Source organism: Flavobacterium chungangense LMG 26729, assembly GCF_000735715.2.
In the GTDB taxonomy this organism is placed as follows: Bacteria; Bacteroidota; Bacteroidia; order Flavobacteriales; family Flavobacteriaceae; genus Flavobacterium; species Flavobacterium chungangense.
Window position 1 is genome coordinate 80,545 of record NZ_JASY01000004.1, and the last position, 18,527, is coordinate 99,071.

20 protein-coding genes are annotated in these 18,527 nt (G+C 33.4%); 16 read left to right on the top strand and 4 right to left on the bottom strand.

Annotated elements, in window-relative coordinates:
- Nucleotides 1-39 precede the first annotated feature (39 nt).
- Nucleotides 40-501 (top strand): Panacea domain-containing protein, encoded by a 462-nt coding sequence (locus JE46_RS09570; RefSeq protein WP_031455055.1) that lies wholly within the window; start codon nt 40-42, stop codon nt 499-501.
- A gap of 1 nt (nt 502) precedes the next feature.
- Nucleotides 503-862 (top strand): hypothetical protein, encoded by a 360-nt coding sequence (locus JE46_RS09575; RefSeq protein ID WP_031455056.1) that lies wholly within the window; start codon nt 503-505, stop codon nt 860-862.
- Nucleotides 863-963: 101 nt separating this feature from the next.
- Here the strand turns inward: JE46_RS09575 and JE46_RS09580 are convergent, their stop codons facing one another.
- Nucleotides 964-1,494 carry a CvpA family protein gene (locus JE46_RS09580; protein WP_031455057.1) on the bottom strand — a complete coding sequence of 177 codons (531 nt, stop codon included), beginning with the start codon at nt 1,492-1,494 and terminating at the stop codon, nt 964-966.
- Between the two features lie 164 nt (nt 1,495-1,658).
- Here JE46_RS09580 and JE46_RS09585 point away from each other — a divergent pair, with 164 nt between their 5' ends.
- The 4 genes from JE46_RS09585 to JE46_RS09600 all read left to right on the top strand — a co-directional run bounded on the left by JE46_RS09585 (nt 1,659) and on the right by JE46_RS09600 (nt 4,216).
- Nucleotides 1,659-2,015, top strand: coding sequence for a hypothetical protein (locus JE46_RS09585; protein ID WP_031455058.1), 357 nt, complete (start codon nt 1,659-1,661; stop codon nt 2,013-2,015).
- Nucleotides 2,016-2,062: 47 nt separating this feature from the next.
- On the top strand, nt 2,063-2,590 hold the full coding sequence (locus tag JE46_RS09590) for a hypothetical protein (RefSeq protein ID WP_031455059.1): 528 nt from the start codon (nt 2,063-2,065) through the stop codon (nt 2,588-2,590).
- A gap of 123 nt (nt 2,591-2,713) precedes the next feature.
- Nucleotides 2,714-3,733 carry a phenylalanine--tRNA ligase subunit alpha gene (locus tag JE46_RS09595; protein ID WP_031455060.1) on the top strand — a complete coding sequence of 340 codons (1,020 nt, stop codon included), beginning with the start codon at nt 2,714-2,716 and terminating at the stop codon, nt 3,731-3,733.
- 75 nt (nt 3,734-3,808) lie between these two features.
- Nucleotides 3,809-4,216, top strand: a complete 408-nt coding sequence (locus JE46_RS09600; protein WP_031455061.1) for a hypothetical protein — start codon at nt 3,809-3,811, stop codon at nt 4,214-4,216.
- Nucleotide 4,217: 1 nt separating this feature from the next.
- Here JE46_RS09600 and JE46_RS09605 read toward each other — a convergent pair whose 3' ends face one another.
- The 3 genes from JE46_RS09605 to JE46_RS09615 are packed head-to-tail and all read right to left on the bottom strand — an operon-like array spanning nt 4,218 to nt 6,370.
- On the bottom strand, nt 4,218-4,790 hold the full coding sequence (locus tag JE46_RS09605) for a hypothetical protein (protein WP_031455062.1): 573 nt from the start codon (nt 4,788-4,790) through the stop codon (nt 4,218-4,220).
- A gap of 43 nt (nt 4,791-4,833) precedes the next feature.
- A complete protein-coding gene (locus JE46_RS09610) occupies nt 4,834-5,403 on the bottom strand; it encodes a 5-formyltetrahydrofolate cyclo-ligase (protein WP_031455063.1) in 570 nt (189 codons plus the stop codon).
- Nucleotides 5,390-6,370, bottom strand: coding sequence for a succinylglutamate desuccinylase/aspartoacylase family protein (locus tag JE46_RS09615; protein WP_031455064.1), 981 nt, complete (start codon nt 6,368-6,370; stop codon nt 5,390-5,392). The genes JE46_RS09610 and JE46_RS09615 overlap by 14 nt, the downstream gene beginning before the upstream one ends.
- A gap of 134 nt (nt 6,371-6,504) precedes the next feature.
- Between JE46_RS09615 and uvrC the strand changes: the two genes are divergently transcribed.
- From uvrC to JE46_RS09665, 10 genes are all read left to right on the top strand, one after another.
- On the top strand, nt 6,505-8,298 hold the full coding sequence (uvrC, locus tag JE46_RS09620) for an excinuclease ABC subunit UvrC (RefSeq protein ID WP_031455065.1): 1,794 nt from the start codon (nt 6,505-6,507) through the stop codon (nt 8,296-8,298).
- Between the two features lie 10 nt (nt 8,299-8,308).
- On the top strand, nt 8,309-10,663 hold the full coding sequence (locus JE46_RS09625; protein WP_083480871.1) for a patatin-like phospholipase family protein: 2,355 nt from the start codon (nt 8,309-8,311) through the stop codon (nt 10,661-10,663).
- 215 nt (nt 10,664-10,878) lie between these two features.
- Nucleotides 10,879-12,036, top strand: a complete 1,158-nt coding sequence (locus JE46_RS09630; RefSeq protein ID WP_031455067.1) for a homogentisate 1,2-dioxygenase — start codon at nt 10,879-10,881, stop codon at nt 12,034-12,036.
- Nucleotides 12,037-12,173: 137 nt separating this feature from the next.
- Nucleotides 12,174-12,533, top strand: coding sequence for a four helix bundle protein (locus JE46_RS09635; RefSeq protein ID WP_031455068.1), 360 nt, complete (start codon nt 12,174-12,176; stop codon nt 12,531-12,533).
- Nucleotides 12,534-12,621: 88 nt separating this feature from the next.
- The gene (hppD, locus tag JE46_RS09640; RefSeq protein WP_031455069.1) at nt 12,622-13,782 is read left to right on the top strand and encodes a 4-hydroxyphenylpyruvate dioxygenase; all 1,161 of its coding nucleotides are present in this window, start codon (nt 12,622-12,624) and stop codon (nt 13,780-13,782) included.
- Nucleotides 13,783-14,076: 294 nt separating this feature from the next.
- Nucleotides 14,077-14,847, top strand: a complete 771-nt coding sequence (locus tag JE46_RS09645; RefSeq protein WP_031455070.1) for a DUF3108 domain-containing protein — start codon at nt 14,077-14,079, stop codon at nt 14,845-14,847.
- Nucleotides 14,847-15,788: a tryptophan 2,3-dioxygenase family protein gene (locus tag JE46_RS09650; protein WP_031455071.1), complete on the top strand. Its 942-nt coding sequence runs from the start codon at nt 14,847-14,849 to the stop codon at nt 15,786-15,788. The genes JE46_RS09645 and JE46_RS09650 overlap by 1 nt, the downstream gene beginning before the upstream one ends.
- A gap of 21 nt (nt 15,789-15,809) precedes the next feature.
- A complete protein-coding gene (locus JE46_RS09655; RefSeq protein WP_031455072.1) occupies nt 15,810-17,030 on the top strand; it encodes a M23 family metallopeptidase in 1,221 nt (406 codons plus the stop codon).
- Between the two features lie 24 nt (nt 17,031-17,054).
- Nucleotides 17,055-17,675, top strand: a complete 621-nt coding sequence (locus tag JE46_RS09660) for a hypothetical protein (RefSeq protein WP_031455073.1) — start codon at nt 17,055-17,057, stop codon at nt 17,673-17,675.
- Between the two features lie 56 nt (nt 17,676-17,731).
- Entirely contained in the window at nt 17,732-18,463 is a 732-nt protein-coding gene (locus tag JE46_RS09665) for a hypothetical protein (protein ID WP_031455074.1), read from the top strand.
- Nucleotides 18,464-18,527: the final 64 nt, after the last annotated feature.

Here is an 18,527-nt window from a genome sequence, read left to right on the forward strand (position 1 = left end):
CCTAATTTTAATTAACTTTGAAAATATATTTTTATAATTATGTCTTACAATCCAACAACGGTAGCAAATTATTTCATAGATAAATATTCCAAAACAGGGAATCTTACTCCTATGAAAATAATCAAGCTTACTTATATTGCGTATGGCTGGTATTTGGCCTTGACAGATAAAAAAGAAAGGTTGATTGATGAAAACCCGATTGCCTGGGATTTTGGGCCAGTTTTCCCTTCATTGTATTATAGTATCAAACAGTATAAGAAAGAAAAAATCACTGAAAAAATTCCGAATGCTACTAAAAACGAAAAAATCACAAATGAAGATGAAAAGTTTTTAGATAAAATCTGGGACGTTTATGGAAGATTTGACGGGATATATTTGAGTGCTCTTACCCATATTGAAGGAACACCGTGGCAAAAAGTATATCGTAAGGATTCTAATGCGGTTATTTCTGATGATGATATTTTTGAGCATTACAATAATTTAAAACCAATTTCTACTTAAGATGTCTTTACTCAATTTAAGCAATATTTCTATTGAAAATACTGCTGCAGTCAGACCTGTTGATATTGATAATGCCCGCATTCAAAACCAAATTCTGGAAGATAGACTGGGAAATGCAAAAGTGGGAAGGTTTTTAGAAGATACAATGCTAAGAAGATATCTTACTTATATCTTCTCATTTATTATTTTCCTTTGGCTGGCAGCTGTTATCTCCATTTTATATTTCAATCACAATCTGTTGGAACTGAATCTTTCAGAAAATGTACTGATAACTTTACTGACTACTTCATCAGTGAATGTCATTGGAATGATGCTGATTATTCTGAAAAATTTATTTCCTCAGGCGCCTAATCAGGGTTAATAAAAGTAAGGATTAATGATGTGTCAGGCTGAGCGGAGTCGAAGCCCATTAATATTTAAAAAGCCTTGACTCCGTTCAGGATGATAATGGTATTTATAGCACTATTCTTTTTCTACAGACTTTTCAGCATTCGCTTTTTTCAATTTTTCATATCCTTTTTCAATCGAAGGATATACAAAAGCCGCTATTTTTTTAATCGGATTATAAAAAATATAATGGTCTAAAGTTTGTTTTTTGGCAAAAGTCTGGTTGAAGTTTATTTTTTCAAACAGTGAAATAAAAATACTTACGATCAAAACGGTTTTCAAAACTCTGAAAAAGCCTCCGCCCAATTTGTTGATCCATCCCAAATAAGCAAAATCAGCTATTCCGGTTAAAATTTTGGCTAAGAAATAAACGCCTATTACCACTAAAATAAAAGTCAGGATAAAAGCTGTAACCTGAACCGTGTTCGGATTCCATGAAACATATTTTACAATAATGTTTTTTAGAAGAGAAGAGAATTTAATGGCTATATAAATTCCTAACAGTAAAGAAATAAAAGAAGCAACTTCTACAAAAAGACCATTTTTGATGCCCTTGTATAAACTGAAGGCCAAAAGTGCTCCTAAAAGCATATCGAAAAAACTCATAATTAACGTTATTTTAATGAGGCGCAAATATAAAAGAATTTATCAGGGATATGTTCTCAAATTTCAACTCCGTATCTTTGCAGCAATAATTTTAGAGTTTAAAACAGAATCAGATTTGAAGCAATCTGAAATATACAGTCTAAAATCACAAATCACAAATCATAATGTCCAGAGATACACAACTAAAAGAGCGTTGGGAAAAGCTCGTTAATATATTGTCCAATCAGTTTTCGCAAGGGGAAGATTTAGATTTGGATGCCATAATTTACCTTATTGGAGTTCAGGAACTTGGCAAAGTGCACCGGGAATTCAAAAAAGATGAAAAACTGAACCTGATGCACATTGCCATTTGTCGATTATTAGAACCTTACGGGTTTTATGAATTCGAATATTTTGATGACGAAGGCTGGCCACATTACAAAGTAAAAGAAGAACTGCCGCCATTAAAAGCAGGTGAACAATCCGTTTTGATGAAAGAAGCGATTGTAAATTATTTTTTGGAAAGAGAATTGATTGAGTAAAAATTGATTTCAAATTGCAATTTTGGATCAAATAAAAAGACCTGAGAATGTGTAGATATGGAATGACCCAGTATAAGCCTCATTATGTCTGCTTTAACTGTCGGAAAACATTCAAAAGAAGATTCAGAAAGGATGTAAAAAATGAAGAAAGCTTTGTTTTTGAAGCCAAATGCCCGGACTGTAGAGGATTAATGGCAGATATGGGACTTGATTTTGAATCACCAAAAAAGGACGATTTTAAAAAATGGAAACATTTGGGAAGTCTTTATTCAGTAGGAATTACATTTCATTCCTGTGGATGCAGTGGACCGGGATATATTCCAAATTCAAAAGAAAAACTAATAGAGTATTTTGAAGAGTTAAAACAAACTTATTTTAAAAATATCGATTTTTGGCGTACAAGAGTAGAACCATCAACTAAAAGTGAAAAAGATCGGGACTCGACTAAAAACTGGATTGAATTAAGTAAAGTTTCGTCTAATTATAACAAAGAGTCAGTTAAAAATCAAGAGGGAATAGATTACTGGATAAAACGAATTAAGGAAATAGAAGGGAAAATTAGTGTGATAAAATAGTGAGAAAAGAGCAATTTTGCATTAAGATTGAAGATATTCTTAAGCTTTAGAAATACTTCTGACTTCTCACACCTAATATCTGACTTTTTTCCTTAAATTTGTACCCTCAATTGTAGAATGGAAATGATAGACAAGATAAAAGAACATATCGAGGAAGCTAAAGCCTTTAATGATAAAAATAAAGAATCTTTAGAGAAGTTCCGTGTTAAATATTTAGGAAGTAAAGGTTTGGTACGAGAGCTTTTTAATGAGTTCAGAAATATTCCGAATGACCAGAAAAAAGATTTTGGTCAAGTAATGAATACCCTAAAATCGGTTGCTGAAGAAAGAGTAAAAGCGATTCAGGAAGAGCTTGAAAGTAAGGAAGAAGTAAAAGGCTTTTTTGGAGACTTAACGCGTTCGCCTGAACCTGTAATCATTGGTTCACGTCATCCTATTTCGATTGTTAAAAATCAAATTATAGATATTTTTGCCAACATTGGTTTCAACGTTTCTGAAGGTCCGGAAATCGAAGACGACTGGCATAATTTTACTGCATTGAACTTACCTGAATACCATCCGGCACGTGATATGCAGGATACCTTTTTCATTCAGACCAATCCTGATGTGCTGTTGCGTACGCATACATCATCTGTTCAGGTACGTTATATGGAAAATCACAAACCGCCAATCCGTACCATTTCTTCTGGGCGTGTGTTTCGTAACGAAGCTATTTCGTCACGTTCTCACTGTATTTTCCATCAGGTAGAAGGATTGTACATTGATAAAGATGTTTCTTTCGCAGATTTGAAACAGACATTGCTTTATTTTACCAAAGAAATGTTCGGGAAATCTAAGATTCGTCTACGTCCGTCATACTTTCCGTTTACAGAACCAAGTGCCGAAATTGATATCTACTGGGGCTTAAAAACCGAAACGGATTATCGTATCACAAAAGGAACCGGCTGGCTGGAAATTGGAGGCTGCGGAATGGTAGATCCAAACGTTCTTAAAAACTGTGACATCAATCCTGATGAATTCAATGGTTTTGCTTTCGGAATGGGAGTAGAGCGTATTGCGATGCTTTTATACCAAATAGGTGATATCCGTATGTTTTACGAAAATGATGTTCGTTTCTTAGAGCAATTTAAAGCAAATATATAATTAAGTCGAAAGTCAAAAGTCGAAAGTCTCAAAGTTTGGGACTTTCGACTTTTGACTTTATAACTTTTGACTAATATGAAAAAAGATATTACAATCCCCGAAGTAGAAAACGTATTCTTAGCCGCTGTTCAGGAATGGAGCGACGATTTTATGGAAAAAGTGTGGTATGCTTATTTGGTAAACGACAGCGATTTTAATTTAGATAGTGTGATGGTAGTTTCTAAAGCTTTTGGAACTATTGATGGAGAAATGAAAAAAACATCTATTCTTCGTCATGCATTTGTTGAGGTTCCGGCGGTTTCTGTTGTAAAAATCGAAATGATCGAAAAGAGTCTTTTGGTTTTAAACAACGAATTTATTGTCACTTTCTTCATCGGAAATACCTTGTACGATAAAAAGTTCATCTTCAAATCAAACTTAATCAACGAAAACAATACGGAAGAGGTGCCGATTCTTTTTGTTGAAGGGATTATGGTGAAATAGATTAAAAACTGCTATTAGCGGTAACGGTTTTTTTTTCATATTCTTTTTCTAATTCGTTCTTGTTTAACCAAAGTGGAATGCCAATAATGCAGAAAAATATTGATGCAAAAAAAACGAATATTCTTTCTCCAAAATTATCCAGTTCACTTATTTTGAATTTATACCGAATGTTTTTATTGATTATTTCAAATGTCTTATCATTAGCTTTTTTTTCAATAATTACATTTTTTACTATCTTATTTTCATTTTTACTATTTATTAAATTTAGACGATATATTGAACCATCTATCAATTGAATAGCAAAATAAGTTTTAAAAAAAGTTTGTTTCATCGGAACTGTAATCGTATCAAAAATTATTTGTGGTTTAATTTCTGCCTTAATAAATTTTTCATTTTCGATATTTTCTGATTTATAAGGATCAGAATTTTCAACAATGGTTTGTCCAATTGCTACAATTATAATGACAGCAATAATATAGCAGAATAATTTTTTTAAACTTATCCTGTTGTCATCTTTGTTTTTTAAAAACCTATAAAAATCAGTTGAATATTTGCTTGGTTCTGTGTTATACATTTTTTTCTATAAATAACCGTTATTTGCTGGTTTGTCTCGGATTTCAAAACCTATAAATTTTTTCAGGCGTCACACAATAATCCAGTTTTATATCCGATTCAAATACATCATCAATCTGGCTTACAGCTTCAAAAAAGGAAAGGCCGATTTTGATGGTTTCAGGGTTACATTCTGCTAAAAATTTATCATAAAATCCCTTTCCGTAGCCAATACGGTTTCCAAAAATATCGAAAGCTAAAAGCGGTACAAAAACGACATCAATAGTTTGAGAAGGAACCGGTAAGCCATTTACAGGTTCCGGAATATTGTATTCGTTTTTCTTGATTTTGGTATTATCTGTCAGTAAAAAGTGCGACATGATTCGGGTTTCAAAATCACTTTTTGAAATCACAATTTCTTTATCTTTTCCGGAAAGCAGATGCAGAATAAACTCGGTATTTACTTCTTTTTGTTCCTGTATTGGAAGAAAAACATGATAATACGTTTTGTCCCAAATAGGTAAGGAGATCAATTGATTACTTATTTCAAGGCTTTTTTCTTCAATATTTTCCTCAGTAAGTTCTTTTCGGAGGTTTTTATAATGTAATCGCAGTTCTTTTTTAGTCGTCGGCATTTTCATCTACATTTTTAGAGATATGGTAAATAGCATCACCTTCATAAACAATTGGTGAATGATTGGCGTTAATGACAAAACCGTCATGTGGTGCTTTTACTTTTTGCTCGAATTTACCAAACGGATCAGTAATAATGGCTAAAATAGTTCCTTTAGTAACAAATTTACTGATCATATTATAATCGTGTAATAATCCTGACTGTTTTGCCCGTAACCAAACGGAATTTTTAATATAGATAGATGGGAAATCAGCTTTTTCAACTATGTTTTTTGGGTCGAGCATATTGAGATAATGAAGCAAACGTTTGACTCCTTTAACACCTTCATTAGCAATTGGATCATTGATGTCCAATGATTTTCCGCCTTCAAAAAGTAACATTTTGACATTGGCTTTTTCAGAAGTATTTCTAAAAGAACCATTAATGTTTTTAGAATACAATGTAAACGGAGCATCAAAAACATCAGCCAAAAGCTTTAATTCGGGATTGTTTTCTGTAATTCTAATCTGAGGAGCGTTGAATCGACTTGCTCCTCCTGCATGAAAATCTACCGCATAATCAATAAGAGGCAATACCTGATTGGTGATATGAAAAGCAAACCGGCTGGCAAGAGAGCCTTTTTTGCTTCCGGGAAAAACACGGTTCAGGTCGCGGCCATCGGGAAATTCCCTCGATTTATTTACAAATCCGTAAATATTGATAATCGGAATGCAGATAATAGTTCCTCTCGTTGGACGATTGATTTTTTTACTGATGATTTGGCGGACAATTTCGACACCGTTTATTTCATCGCCATGAATTCCGGCCGAGAACAAAACTACGGGTCCGTCAATTTTAGAACGCCGAACTATAATCGGAATATTAAGTTTGGTTGTAGTGTGTAATCTGGCGATTTCTACATTTATCGTTTTGTTTTCTCCGGGCAAAATCGATTCGCCAAAAAGAACTATTGGGGCGTTGTTTTTCATGTCGAATTATAAAATCTAAATATAGAAATTATTCTTTTGATTTCGTAAATTTGAAAAGATTTCATTGTTAAGCTTTCCGATTTGAATCGGAATGATTTTTGACAATACTTTTTACATCTTCAGAAACAAATATAATGCAAATACCGTCTTTAGAACTTCAAATTCAAACCCTTCCGGACAACCCTGGAGTGTATCAATATTATGATAAAGAGGGAAAGATATTGTATGTTGGAAAAGCAAAAAACTTAAAGAAAAGGGTTTCTTCTTATTTTAATAAAATTCACGACACGAAGAAAACAAATGTACTGGTCAGGAAAATTGTAACTATCAAACATATCGTTGTTCCTACCGAAACAGATGCACTTTTATTAGAAAATAACCTGATCAAAACGTTACAGCCCCGTTATAATGTACTGCTTCGTGATGATAAAAGCTACCCTTGGATTTGTATTAAAAGAGAACCTTTTTCCAGAATATTTTTAACCCGAAGAATGATAAAAGACGGATCTGAATATTTTGGTCCGTACACGAATTTCAAAATGGTCTACACCATTCTGGATTTAATCAAAGAACTTTATCCGTTAAGGACTTGTAATTACGATTTGAGCGAATCAAATATCAATTCCGGTAAATTTAAAGTATGTCTTGAATATCATATTGGAAATTGCAAAGGGCCTTGTGAAGGAATAGAATCATTAGAAGATTATCAGAGACAAGTTGATGCAATCAGAGAAATTTTAAAAGGAAATTTCAAGGAAAGCATGAAGGATTTTAAGCGTTTAATGAACCAATATGCCCAGGATTTGCGTTTTGAGGAAGCACAGAAAATTAAGGAAAAAATAGAAATTCTGGAAAACTATCAATCGAGATCAACTATTGTAAATCCGAAAATTACCAACATCGATGTTTTTTCAATTGTATCTGACGAAAGTGCTGCTTATGTGAACTTTTTACAAATTTCTCATGGGTCGATTATTCGTTCGCATACCATGGAAATCAAGAAAAAACTGGACGAAACTGATGAAGAATTACTGGAACTGGCGATAATCGAACTTAGGGAGCGTTTTCAGTTATTATCAAAAGAAGTAATTGTTCCGTTTGATGTAGATTTAGGCGAAAATATAAAAGTTACCGTTCCGCAATTAGGCGACAAAAAACAAATTCTCGATTTGTCAGTCCGAAATGCCAAGTTTTATCGAATTGAACAATTAAAACAATTGCAAATTGTTGATCCGGACAGACATGTTAACCGTATCATGGCGCAAATGCAAAAAGATCTGCGTTTGCAGGCTGAACCCAGACATATAGAATGTTTTGATAACTCAAATATTCAGGGAACCAATCCAGTTGCAGCCTGTGTTGTTTTTAAAGACGGAAAGCCAAGCAAGAAAGATTACCGACATTTTAATGTAAAAACCGTCGTAGGACCTGATGATTTTGCTTCAATGACCGAGATTGTATATCGCCGTTACAAAAGATTGTTAGACGAAAACGAACCGCTTCCACAACTGATTATCATAGACGGTGGAAAAGGACAGTTATCCGCTGCACTTAAAAGTATTGACGAACTGGGATTGCGTGGTAAAATTGCTATTATCGGAATTGCGAAACGACTAGAAGAACTGTTTTATCCCGGTGATTCGATTCCGTTATATTTAGATAAAAAATCCGAAACATTAAAAGTAATCCAGCAATTACGAAACGAAGCACACCGGTTCGGGATCACTTTTCATCGTGACAAACGCAGCAAAGCAGCTCTTAATTCTTCTGTAGAAAGTATTCCGGGTATTGGCGAAAAAACAATGCTTGCGTTAATTCAACATTTCAAAAGTGTTAAAAGATTAAAATTGGCTACTGAAAAAGAAATATCTGATATTGTGGGTGTATCAAAAGCCAAAAAAATTGTCGACTTTTACAAAACAAATTAGTACCTTTTTTATGCGCCTAATCCAGTTATCCATTTCAAATACCCGGCCTAACAGTTTTTTTTCTGCAGTAAAAAAAGGAGCTTTGGTGATCGCTTTTTTTTTACTGGGGAAAATAGCTTTTTGTTTCTCCCGGTTTTTCATTCCTGTCTGGGACAGAGCATTAGTGTTTTTAATACTTTTAGCACTTCTTTCACAAAAATCTTTTTCACAGGAAAAAAAGACGGATAGTATAAAAAGACCAAAAATTGGTTTGGTTCTAAGTGGTGGAGGAGCAAAAGGCTTTGCTCATATTGGTGTATTAAAGGTGTTGGAACAAGCAGGAATAAAAATTGATTATATTGGCGGAACCAGTATGGGTGCTGTAATTGGAGGGCTTTATGCAACAGGATATAATGCAGAGCAAATTGATTCGATTTTTAAGAGAACCAATTTTGATGAACTAATTAATGATTATATTCCCAGAGGATCCAAAAATTTTTATGGCAAGAAAAATGACGAACTATACGCCATTGTTTTGCCTTTTAGTAATTTAAGAGTAGGTATTCCCGAAGCACTTTCAAAAGGAATGTACAATTATAATTTATTGAGCAGCTTAACCAGAAATGTTCGTCACGTAAGGGATTTTAATCAATTGCCGATTCCTTTTTTATGTATAGGAACTAATATTGAAACCGGCGAAGAAGTTTTGCTCAACAAAGGTAATCTGGCTCAGGCCATGGTGGCCAGTGCCGCCTTCCCTTCATTGTTTTCTCCTGTAGAGGTCGATGGAAAGTTATTGGTAGACGGGGGAGTTGTTAATAATTATCCTATTAAGGAAGTTCGCAATTTAGGGGCTGATATTATCATTGGAGTTGATGTACAGGATGATTTACTAAGCCGTAAAGGACTAAAAAACGCTACCCGTATCCTGGTTCAGATTACCAATCTGCAGTCTATCGAAAAAATGAAAGGAAAAAGGGCAGATACTGATATTTATATTAAACCGGATATTCGTGATTTCGGGGTTATTTCATTTGATCGTGGCGGAGAAATAATCAGAAGAGGAGAAGATGCCACATTTGAGGTTTATGAAAAAATTAAAACTTTGGCAGACGAACAACATTTTTATAAAAAACCCAAATTAAAAATAGCTTCGGATACTCTTGAAATAGAAAAAATAAACAATACAAAGCTAAGAGATTATACGAAAGAGTATATAACAAGTAAGCTCCGTTTTAAACCATCCAGTACGATAACGTATGAAGATCTGCGCGTAGGAATAAATAATATAGATGCAACACACAATTTCAGCGCAATTTCCTATTCTCTTGAGCCAAACGGCAATAAAGATGATTTGAATCTTGTCCTGAAAGAAAATCCTACGCATACCTATCTAAAGCTGGGACTGCACTATGACGGACTTTACAAAAGTGCTGTTTTAGTAAATCTGACTCATAGGAAGACATTTTTAAAAAACGATAATACTTCACTAGACATTATTCTGGGAGATAATTTTAGGTACGATTTTAATTATTATGTCGAAAATGGTTTTAATATCAGTTTTGGCTTTAACTCCCGACTTAATCAGTTTAATCGAAATGTAACAGAGAGTATCAGCAATCAAACTGTAGGAAATTTAAGTGACAATCTAATTAATGTAGATTTTATAGATATCTCTAATCAGGCTTATTTTCAAACTATTTTTGTGCAAAAATTCCTTATGGGTGGGGGATTGGAATATAAGTTTCTAAAAATAAAATCGCCTACATTAGATACCAATTCAACAATTGATGAAAGTAATTATTTTAGTGTTTTTGGATATTTAAAATACGACTCTTTTGATAACAAAAGCTTTCCCAGATCAGGCTGGTATTTCTCGGGTGATGTTCAAACTTATTTAGCTTCATCCAATTATACACATCAGTTTAATCCTTTTTCTACTGCAAAAGCCGAAATCGGAATTGCAAGAACCATTTTTAACAGAGCTACAATAAAATTCCAGTCAGATGCAGGCTTTACATTTGGCGATGACAGCGTGCCATTTTTTGATTATATATTAGGTGGATATGGCTACAGCAAGGTAAATAACTTTAATTACTTTTATGGATATGATTTTCTGAGTATTTCCGGTAATAGCTATATAAAAGCAGGGATAACTTTTGATTATGAAATATTCAGAAAGAATCATCTTAATTTTTCTGCCAATTATGCCAATCTGGGTGACAATCTTTTTAGTACAGTAGACTGGATTGATATGCCTAAATATTCCGGTTATGCAGTGGGTTATGGTTTAGAAACCATTATTGGACCTATAGAAATAAAGTATTCATGGTCACCGGAAAACCCAAAAGGACATACTTGGTTTAATATTGGATTTTCATTTTAATTTGTAATTTAAATCAATAAAAATTACGATATTTGTTGTAATGAAAACAAAATGGACAGGTTTATTAGAGTATCTTCAATTCCTTATCAAGAGAAATCCTGAGTAAAACGGCCGAATTGAGATAATTTGGATCATTCAAAAAATGATCAGATTATCTGTTCACACAATTCTAATTTTCGAATTATCTAATTTATAAATTATCTAATTGAAAAGCCATGCCATTATATCATAAACTCGGAGACTTTCCGCAAAAACGACACACCCAATTTGAAAAACCAAACGGAGGTTTTTACTACGAACAATTGTTTGGAACCGAAGGTTTTCACGGACATTCGTCATTGTCATATCACGTACACAGACCAACTCAGGTCAAAGAAATTTTAAATTCCTATTCGGTTGAACCAAAAATTGCAATCGGGAAAAATATAAAATCATTACTTTTTAAAGGGTTCGAATTAAAGTCTGAAAACGATTTTTTAGACAGTCGAAAAGCAATGTTAGTCAACAAAGACTGTATTATTGGATTAGCTGCACCCAAACAATCGCTTCGAAATTATTTCTATAAAAATGCCGATGCTGATGAAATGCTTTTCATCCATAAAGGAAAAGGTAAATTAAGAACCATGTTAGGGAATATTCCGTTTGAGTATGGCGATTATTTAATTATTCCCCGAGGCATTATTTATCAGATCGACTTCGAAACAGAAGAAAATCGATTATTTTACGTAGAATCCTATTCTCCTTTTTATACTCCAAAACGTTATAAAAATCAATCCGGCCAGCATTTAGAACATTCGCCATTTTGCGAGCGCGATTTTATTTTGCCAAACGAATTGGAAACACACGACGAAAAAGGTGATTTTTTAATTAAAATCAAAAAAGAAGGCATGATTCACGAGGTAGTTTATGCGACACATCCTTTTGATGTTGTGGGCTGGGACGGATATAATTTTCCATACGGATTCTCTATTCATAATTTTGAACCTATAACCGGACGTGTTCATCAACCGCCTCCGGTACATCAGACTTTTGAAACAGCAGCTTTTGTTGTTTGTTCATTTTGTCCAAGACTTTACGATTATCACCCAAAAGCTATTCCGGCGCCATACAATCACAGCAATATAGATTCAGACGAAGTACTGTATTATGTAGACGGAGATTTTATGAGCCGTAATAATATCGAGCAGGGTCATATTACTTTACACCCAAAAGGAATTCCACACGGACCTGCGCCAGGCGCAATGGAACGCAGTATTGGTCATAAAGAAACTCAGGAATTGGCTGTAATGGTAGATACTTTCAGACCGCTTATGGTTACTGAAGAGGCTATGGGATTGGATGATGGAAAATATTACAAATCCTGGGTTGAATAATTAGTCAATGTGTCAATGAGATAATTAGAAAATTTTTAAATACGTCAATTAGTAAATTAGATAATTAATTATTGTAATTTTAAACTTACAAATAAATTATCTCATTGACACATTTACAAATTATCTAATTAACAAAAATGACCTTTAACGAGAAATATAAAGACAACGCTCTATTAATAAAAACATTCAATTTTGCATTAAATATAATTGACTATACAACCGAACTTCAAAATCAAAAGAAATTTGTAATTGCAAATCAATTATTGAAAAGCGGAACATCAATTGGAGCCAATTCAAAAGAATCACAAAATGCCGAAAGTAAAGCAGACTTTATACATAAATTAAAAATTGCCATTAAAGAAGCAGACGAAACTGAATATTGGTTGTTTTTGTGTGATGCGCATAACGATTATCCCAATTGCAAAGAACTGCTAAATCAATTGTCAGAAATTTTAAAAATTTTAAATAAAATAATATCAACATCTAAGAGGAATTAGGTAATTAGTCAATGTGCCAATTAGAAAATTAAATCTAATTAAGTTCAATTAAGGGATTATCTCATTTTCTCATTTACAAATTATCTAAATTATGAAACAAGTAAAATCAGTAGAATACGGATTAGAGAAAATATTTGAAGGAGCACAAGATTTCCTTCCATTATTAGGAACAGATTATGTCGAATTTTATGTAGGAAATGCAAAACAATCTGCGCATTATTACAAAACAGCTTTTGGATATCAGTCATTGGCTTACGCCGGATTAGAAACCGGAGTAAAAGACAGAGCATCTTATGTTTTAAAACAGGACAAAATCAGAATTGTATTGACAACTCCTCTTACAGCAGATTCTCCAATAAACGAACATTTGAAAAAACACGGAGATGCCGTAAAGGTGGCGGCGCTTTGGGTTGAAGACGCCACAAAATCGTATGAGGAAACCATGAAAAGAGGCGCCCGTTCTTTTATGGAGCCAACGGTTGAGGAAGATGAATTTGGTCAGGTGGTTCGCTCCGGAATTTATACTTACGGCGAAACGGTTCATATTTTCGTTGAGAGAAAAAATTATAATGGCGTTTTCTTGCCAGGTTATAAAGAATGGAAATCCGATTATAATCCAGAACCAACAGGCTTGAAATATATCGATCATATGGTTGGAAATGTAGGCTGGAACGAAATGAATACCTGGGTAAAATTCTACGAAGACGTTATGGGATTCGTGAATTCCCTGTCTTTTGATGATAAACAAATCACCACAGAATATTCTGCTTTGATGAGTAAAGTAATGTCTAACGGAAATGGAAGAATTAAATTTCCAATTAACGAACCTGCTGAAGGAAAGAAAAAATCTCAAATCGAAGAATATTTAGATTTTTATGGAGGACCAGGTATCCAGCATATTGCCATTGCAACAGACGATATAATTAAAACAGTATCCCAACTAAGAGCCAGAGGTGTTGAGTTTTTATCTGCGCCACCCCATACTTATTATCAGGCAATTCCGGAAAGATTAGGGGTGCACATGGAGATGATGAAGGAAGATTTAAATCAAATCGAAGAATTAGCTATCATGGTAGATGCTGACGAAGATGGGTACCTGTTGCAGATATTTACTAAGCCAGTGCAGGACAGACCGACACTTTTTTTCGAAATTATACAAAGAATGGGGGCAAAAGGCTTTGGTGCAGGTAACTTTAAAGCCCTTTTTGAATCTATTGAAAGAGAGCAGGAATTAAGAGGAACTTTGTGAAAATGCATTTTTTTTACATTATGTAAAAAAACACGCTATAAATTGATGATTTATATGCAAATGTTTTGTTAAACTCACTTTTTGCTATTTATTATTTAAACTTTGTGTCTATCTTTGCACTCGCAAATCGAGAAGGGGTGGTTTCCTTCCGAATTGATATAAATTTTCATAATTTATAGTTTTTTGGTTAGTTAATAGCATAAAAACTCAGTCATTCGTTGACTGAGTTTTTTTGTTTTGGTATATTTGGAATAAAATTTGCGTTTGTGGCAGTAAACGATCAAATATCTTACTATGAAAAAACTAGTTCTATTCATATTAATTCTCACCACACTAAGTTTTGATACCTTTAAAGAAGATTCCTTTGATGTGGGAGAATATTTCAGATTCAGGATTCATTACGGAATTGTAAATGCAGGCTATGCTACTCTTGAGGTTAAAGATGCTGTTGTAAATAACAAAAAAGTCTTTCATGCAGTGGGAAAAGGATATACAACCGGGATGTCAAAATTTTTCTTTAAAGTGGAAGATTTATACGAAAGCTATTTTGACAAAGAAACAAATCAGCCTTATCGATATGTTCGAAAAATTAATGAAGGAGGTTATACTAAAAATCAGGAAGGCTTTTTTAACCAGTCCCAAAATCGGGTTTTAGTAAAAGATTATAAGCGTAAAACCGAAAAAACAATTGTGGTTACAGAGGAGGTACAGGATATTATTTCGTCTTTTTATTATTTAAGAAATCACCCTAATATCGATAAATTAAAATCGGGCGAATCTATTACAATCGATATGTTTTTTGATGATGAGATCACAAAATTTAAGTTAAAATATATAGGTCGTCAGGATATTACAACTAAATTTGGCACCGTTGCAACAATGGTTTTTAAGCCTTTGGTACAAACAGGCCGCGTTTTTAAAGAAAAAGAAAGCGTAACGCTTTGGATAACAGATGATAATAATAAAGTTCCCGTTAGAATAAAAGCGGATCTTGCAGTAGGCTCACTTAAGGCAGATATTGACGAATATAAAGGATTAAAATATCCATTTAAAGTAAAAAAATAATGAATACCACAGATAATTCTGAATCAATCCTAAAAGAAATTGATCTTAAATTTCAAGCTATAAATCAAAAAACAGATGTTCAGCTTGAAGGCTTGCTTTGGTCAAAACCAATCACTTACTGGGATTATATTCAGACGGATGCTCTTTTAAATCTTCAAATACAAAGAACAACCCTGCCTGACGAAATGGTCTTTATTATGTACCATCAGGTCAATGAATTGATTTTTAAAATGATCCTTTGGGAAATTGATCAGATTGCAGATACAGAAAATATACAGGTTGATTTTTTTAGCGAAAGACTTTCCAGAATTACCCGCTATTTTGATATGTTGACGAATTCATTCAGTATTATGGAAAACGGGATGGAGGTAGATCAGTACATGAAATTTAGAAACACTTTGACTCCGGCAAGTGGTTTCCAGAGTGCTCAGTATAGAATGATTGAATTTGCTTCAACAGATGTTATCAATTTAACCGATAGAAGATATAAAGCTAATTTTGATGAAAACACCGATTTAGAAACTTCTTTCGAACATTTGTATTGGCAGGCCGCAGGCAAAGATTATCATACTGGTGAAAAATCATATTTGCTGCAGGAATTTGAGAAGAAATATAAAGGACAATTTCTGCGTCAGATGGCAGACTTCAAAACTAAAAATATCTGGAAAAAGTTTACTCAGTTGCCGGTTGAAGATCAGCAAAATTCTGAATTGATCAAAGCAATGCGTCATTACGACCATACTGTAAATATTACCTGGGTAATGCAGCATTTAAATACAGCCATTAAATATATTCTGGAAAGCGGAAAAGGAAACGGAGAAGCAACAGGTGGAAGCGACTGGCAAAAATATATGCATCCAAAATACCAAAGACGCATCTTTTTTCCTAAATTGTGGAGCGAAGAAGAATTGTCTAATTGGGGAAATGAGCCAGGAGCTTAGTTTCTGAAAAAAAATAAAAATTTGAAAAAAGCATTCGTAATTGTAATTCTCTTATTTTCAATTATTTCATGTAAAAAAGCAGAAGAAAAAATTGAAGCTAAAATTAGTAAACCAAAAACTAAAAAGGTTGAGTTTGGTTTTAATTACGCTGATTTTAATGTCGTCCATGATACAGTACAAAAAGGGGATTCTTTCGGGTCAATAATTCAGGGTCAAAATATAGGAGAAAAACAGGTTTATGATATTGTCGAGCAGGTAAAAGATTCTTTTAGTGTCAGAACTATTCGCTACAATAAACCTTATACCATTCTTCGGTCCAAAAATAAAACCAATAAACTGCAGGTTTTTATTTATCAGCCAGATGCGCTTACTTATTATGTCGTAGATTTTAGAGATAGTATTGCAAAAGCTTATAAAAAAGTAAAACCCGTTACCCTCAAACGAAAAATTATAGGTGGTGTTTTAAAAAGCTCACTTTCAGAAACCTTAGGGAATAATAGTGTTGAGGCTGCTCTTGCCAGCAGAATTACCAAAGTCTTTTCCTGGTCTATCGATTTTTTTAAACTTAAGAAGGGTGATCGTTACGGACTAATTTTTACCGAACGTTTTATAAATGGTAAAACATACGATGGAGTTGAGGAACTCGAAGCTGCTTTTTTTGAATACAAAGGAAAAATTGTATACGCTTTTCCGTTTGAGAAAGATACCCTTTCCGGAAAAATTGAATATTATGACGATGAAGGAAAAACGCTGAAAAACTTCTTCTTAAAAACACCAATCAAGTTTAGCCGAATTACTTCAAGATTCACAATGAACAGATTTCATCCAGTACAGCATACCTGGAAAGCACATAAAGGGACTGATTATGCGGCTCCCAGAGGAACTCCAATTTCGACAACCGCTTCCGGAACAGTGGAGCAGACAGGTTATACCGCCGGAAACGGAAATTTTGTAAAAGTAAAACACAACGGAACTTATTCGACTCAATATCTCCATATGTCTAAAATTTTGGTCCGCCGAGGTCAGCGTGTTAATCAGGGCCAAACGATAGGCCTTGTTGGAAGCACAGGTTTGGCTTCAGGTCCACACGTTTGCTATCGATTCTGGAAAAACGGAATTCAGGTTGATGCCTTGCGACTTAATTTACCAACCGGCGAATCTCTGGCCGGCAATTATAAAGAGCGTTTTTTTAAACAAATCGAACCGTTAAAAAGAGAGTTAGACAGTATTGGTAATCTTTAGCAATTCTTAAAAGCAAGAGAAAAAATGAAGAATAAACGTATTAAAGAAACTCTTGATGAAACTTTTTCAGATTTGAAACTTTTTTACAGAGATACTAATCTGACTGATACCTTAATTGAGAATTATAAAGTTGGACAGATAATTAAGGAAAAAGGATTTACCGACATGACTTCTATAGGCAGTGGCCTTTCGGGAAATTTGAGGTATTTAATTGCCAGTGCAAATGCAAAAGATATTTCAAAATTTAATCCTGATTCTTCGAAAATTGGTCATTTTCTTTTAGATGAGATTTCGTTTTTTAAGGTTTTGTATATCCAAAAAAGCGAAAATAAGACACAGATTTTCCTGCTTCATATTCCGGATAATGCACTTTCACTTTTTAAGAATTCAACTTCCAATATTGAAGAAGAAATAATAGAAAAAGCGAAACAGAAATTTAATGCAAAAATAAATTCGCCTTTAATTCCGGAATTGCAAACAGAAAACTGGAAGGAAAGGACAAAATCACCAATTGGAATGAATGATCTGGGCGAAATGTTTTTCGATGATGCAACCATAAAAGTGGAAGAACCAAAAAGGATTGAGATCAACAAGGATAAAAAGATCATTGAGATTAATAAAAAGCCGTGGTGGAAGATTTGGTAGTTATAATGATGAACTTTATTAAAAGATTTTTCGTTTTTATTATTTGTCTCGTAATAGTGTCTTGTGAAAGAAAAATAGAAGAAAGACACATAGAACAAAAAACTGGAACAAAAAAGGTATTCTTAGAGCCTATAAATCAACTTTCTTATGAGTGGCAATTAGCAGCCATAAAATATGGAACGTCTAAAGATTCTATTTTGTCGAACGATATTCAGTTCATAAATTATTCTATTCTTGGAAGAAAATTCAAATTAGATATTTCAAAGTATGAGGCTGAAAGCAGAAAGAAAGGATGTTATCCATTAAGACTTCAAAAGAAAATGTTTAACGAATTTTATATTGAAGGATTTAATAATTTAGGAGATTTAAATGGAGATAATAAAGCTGATTCAGTATTCGTTTTACATGCACTGAATCATTGTGAAGAAGGTGATTCGTATTATTTTACAGATAACTCGATTCCGCGTATATTAACTGATTCAAATTGTTGTCATCCGTATAGTATTCTTAATATTGGAGATATTGATGAAGACGGAAAAAGTGAGATAGCGGAGTATTATTCTTCATGCGCAAGCAGATACAAAGCTATTACGATATATAGTTTAAAAGAATCAGGATGGAAAGAAATCAAATCATTCTCTTTTGTTTTAAATGATAAATATTTTATTGACAAGGACTTTAAAAAACTATTTCGAAAAACATCTAAAAACCACCTTGAATATTATGAGATATCAGATATAAATATGGAAGGAGATTTAGTTGCCGAATGGAAAAAAATAAAGATTTAGTAGGTTATGCTTAATTTATCTCATAAATCGTTTTCGTAACTAATTGCCCTGTAAAGAAGTATTA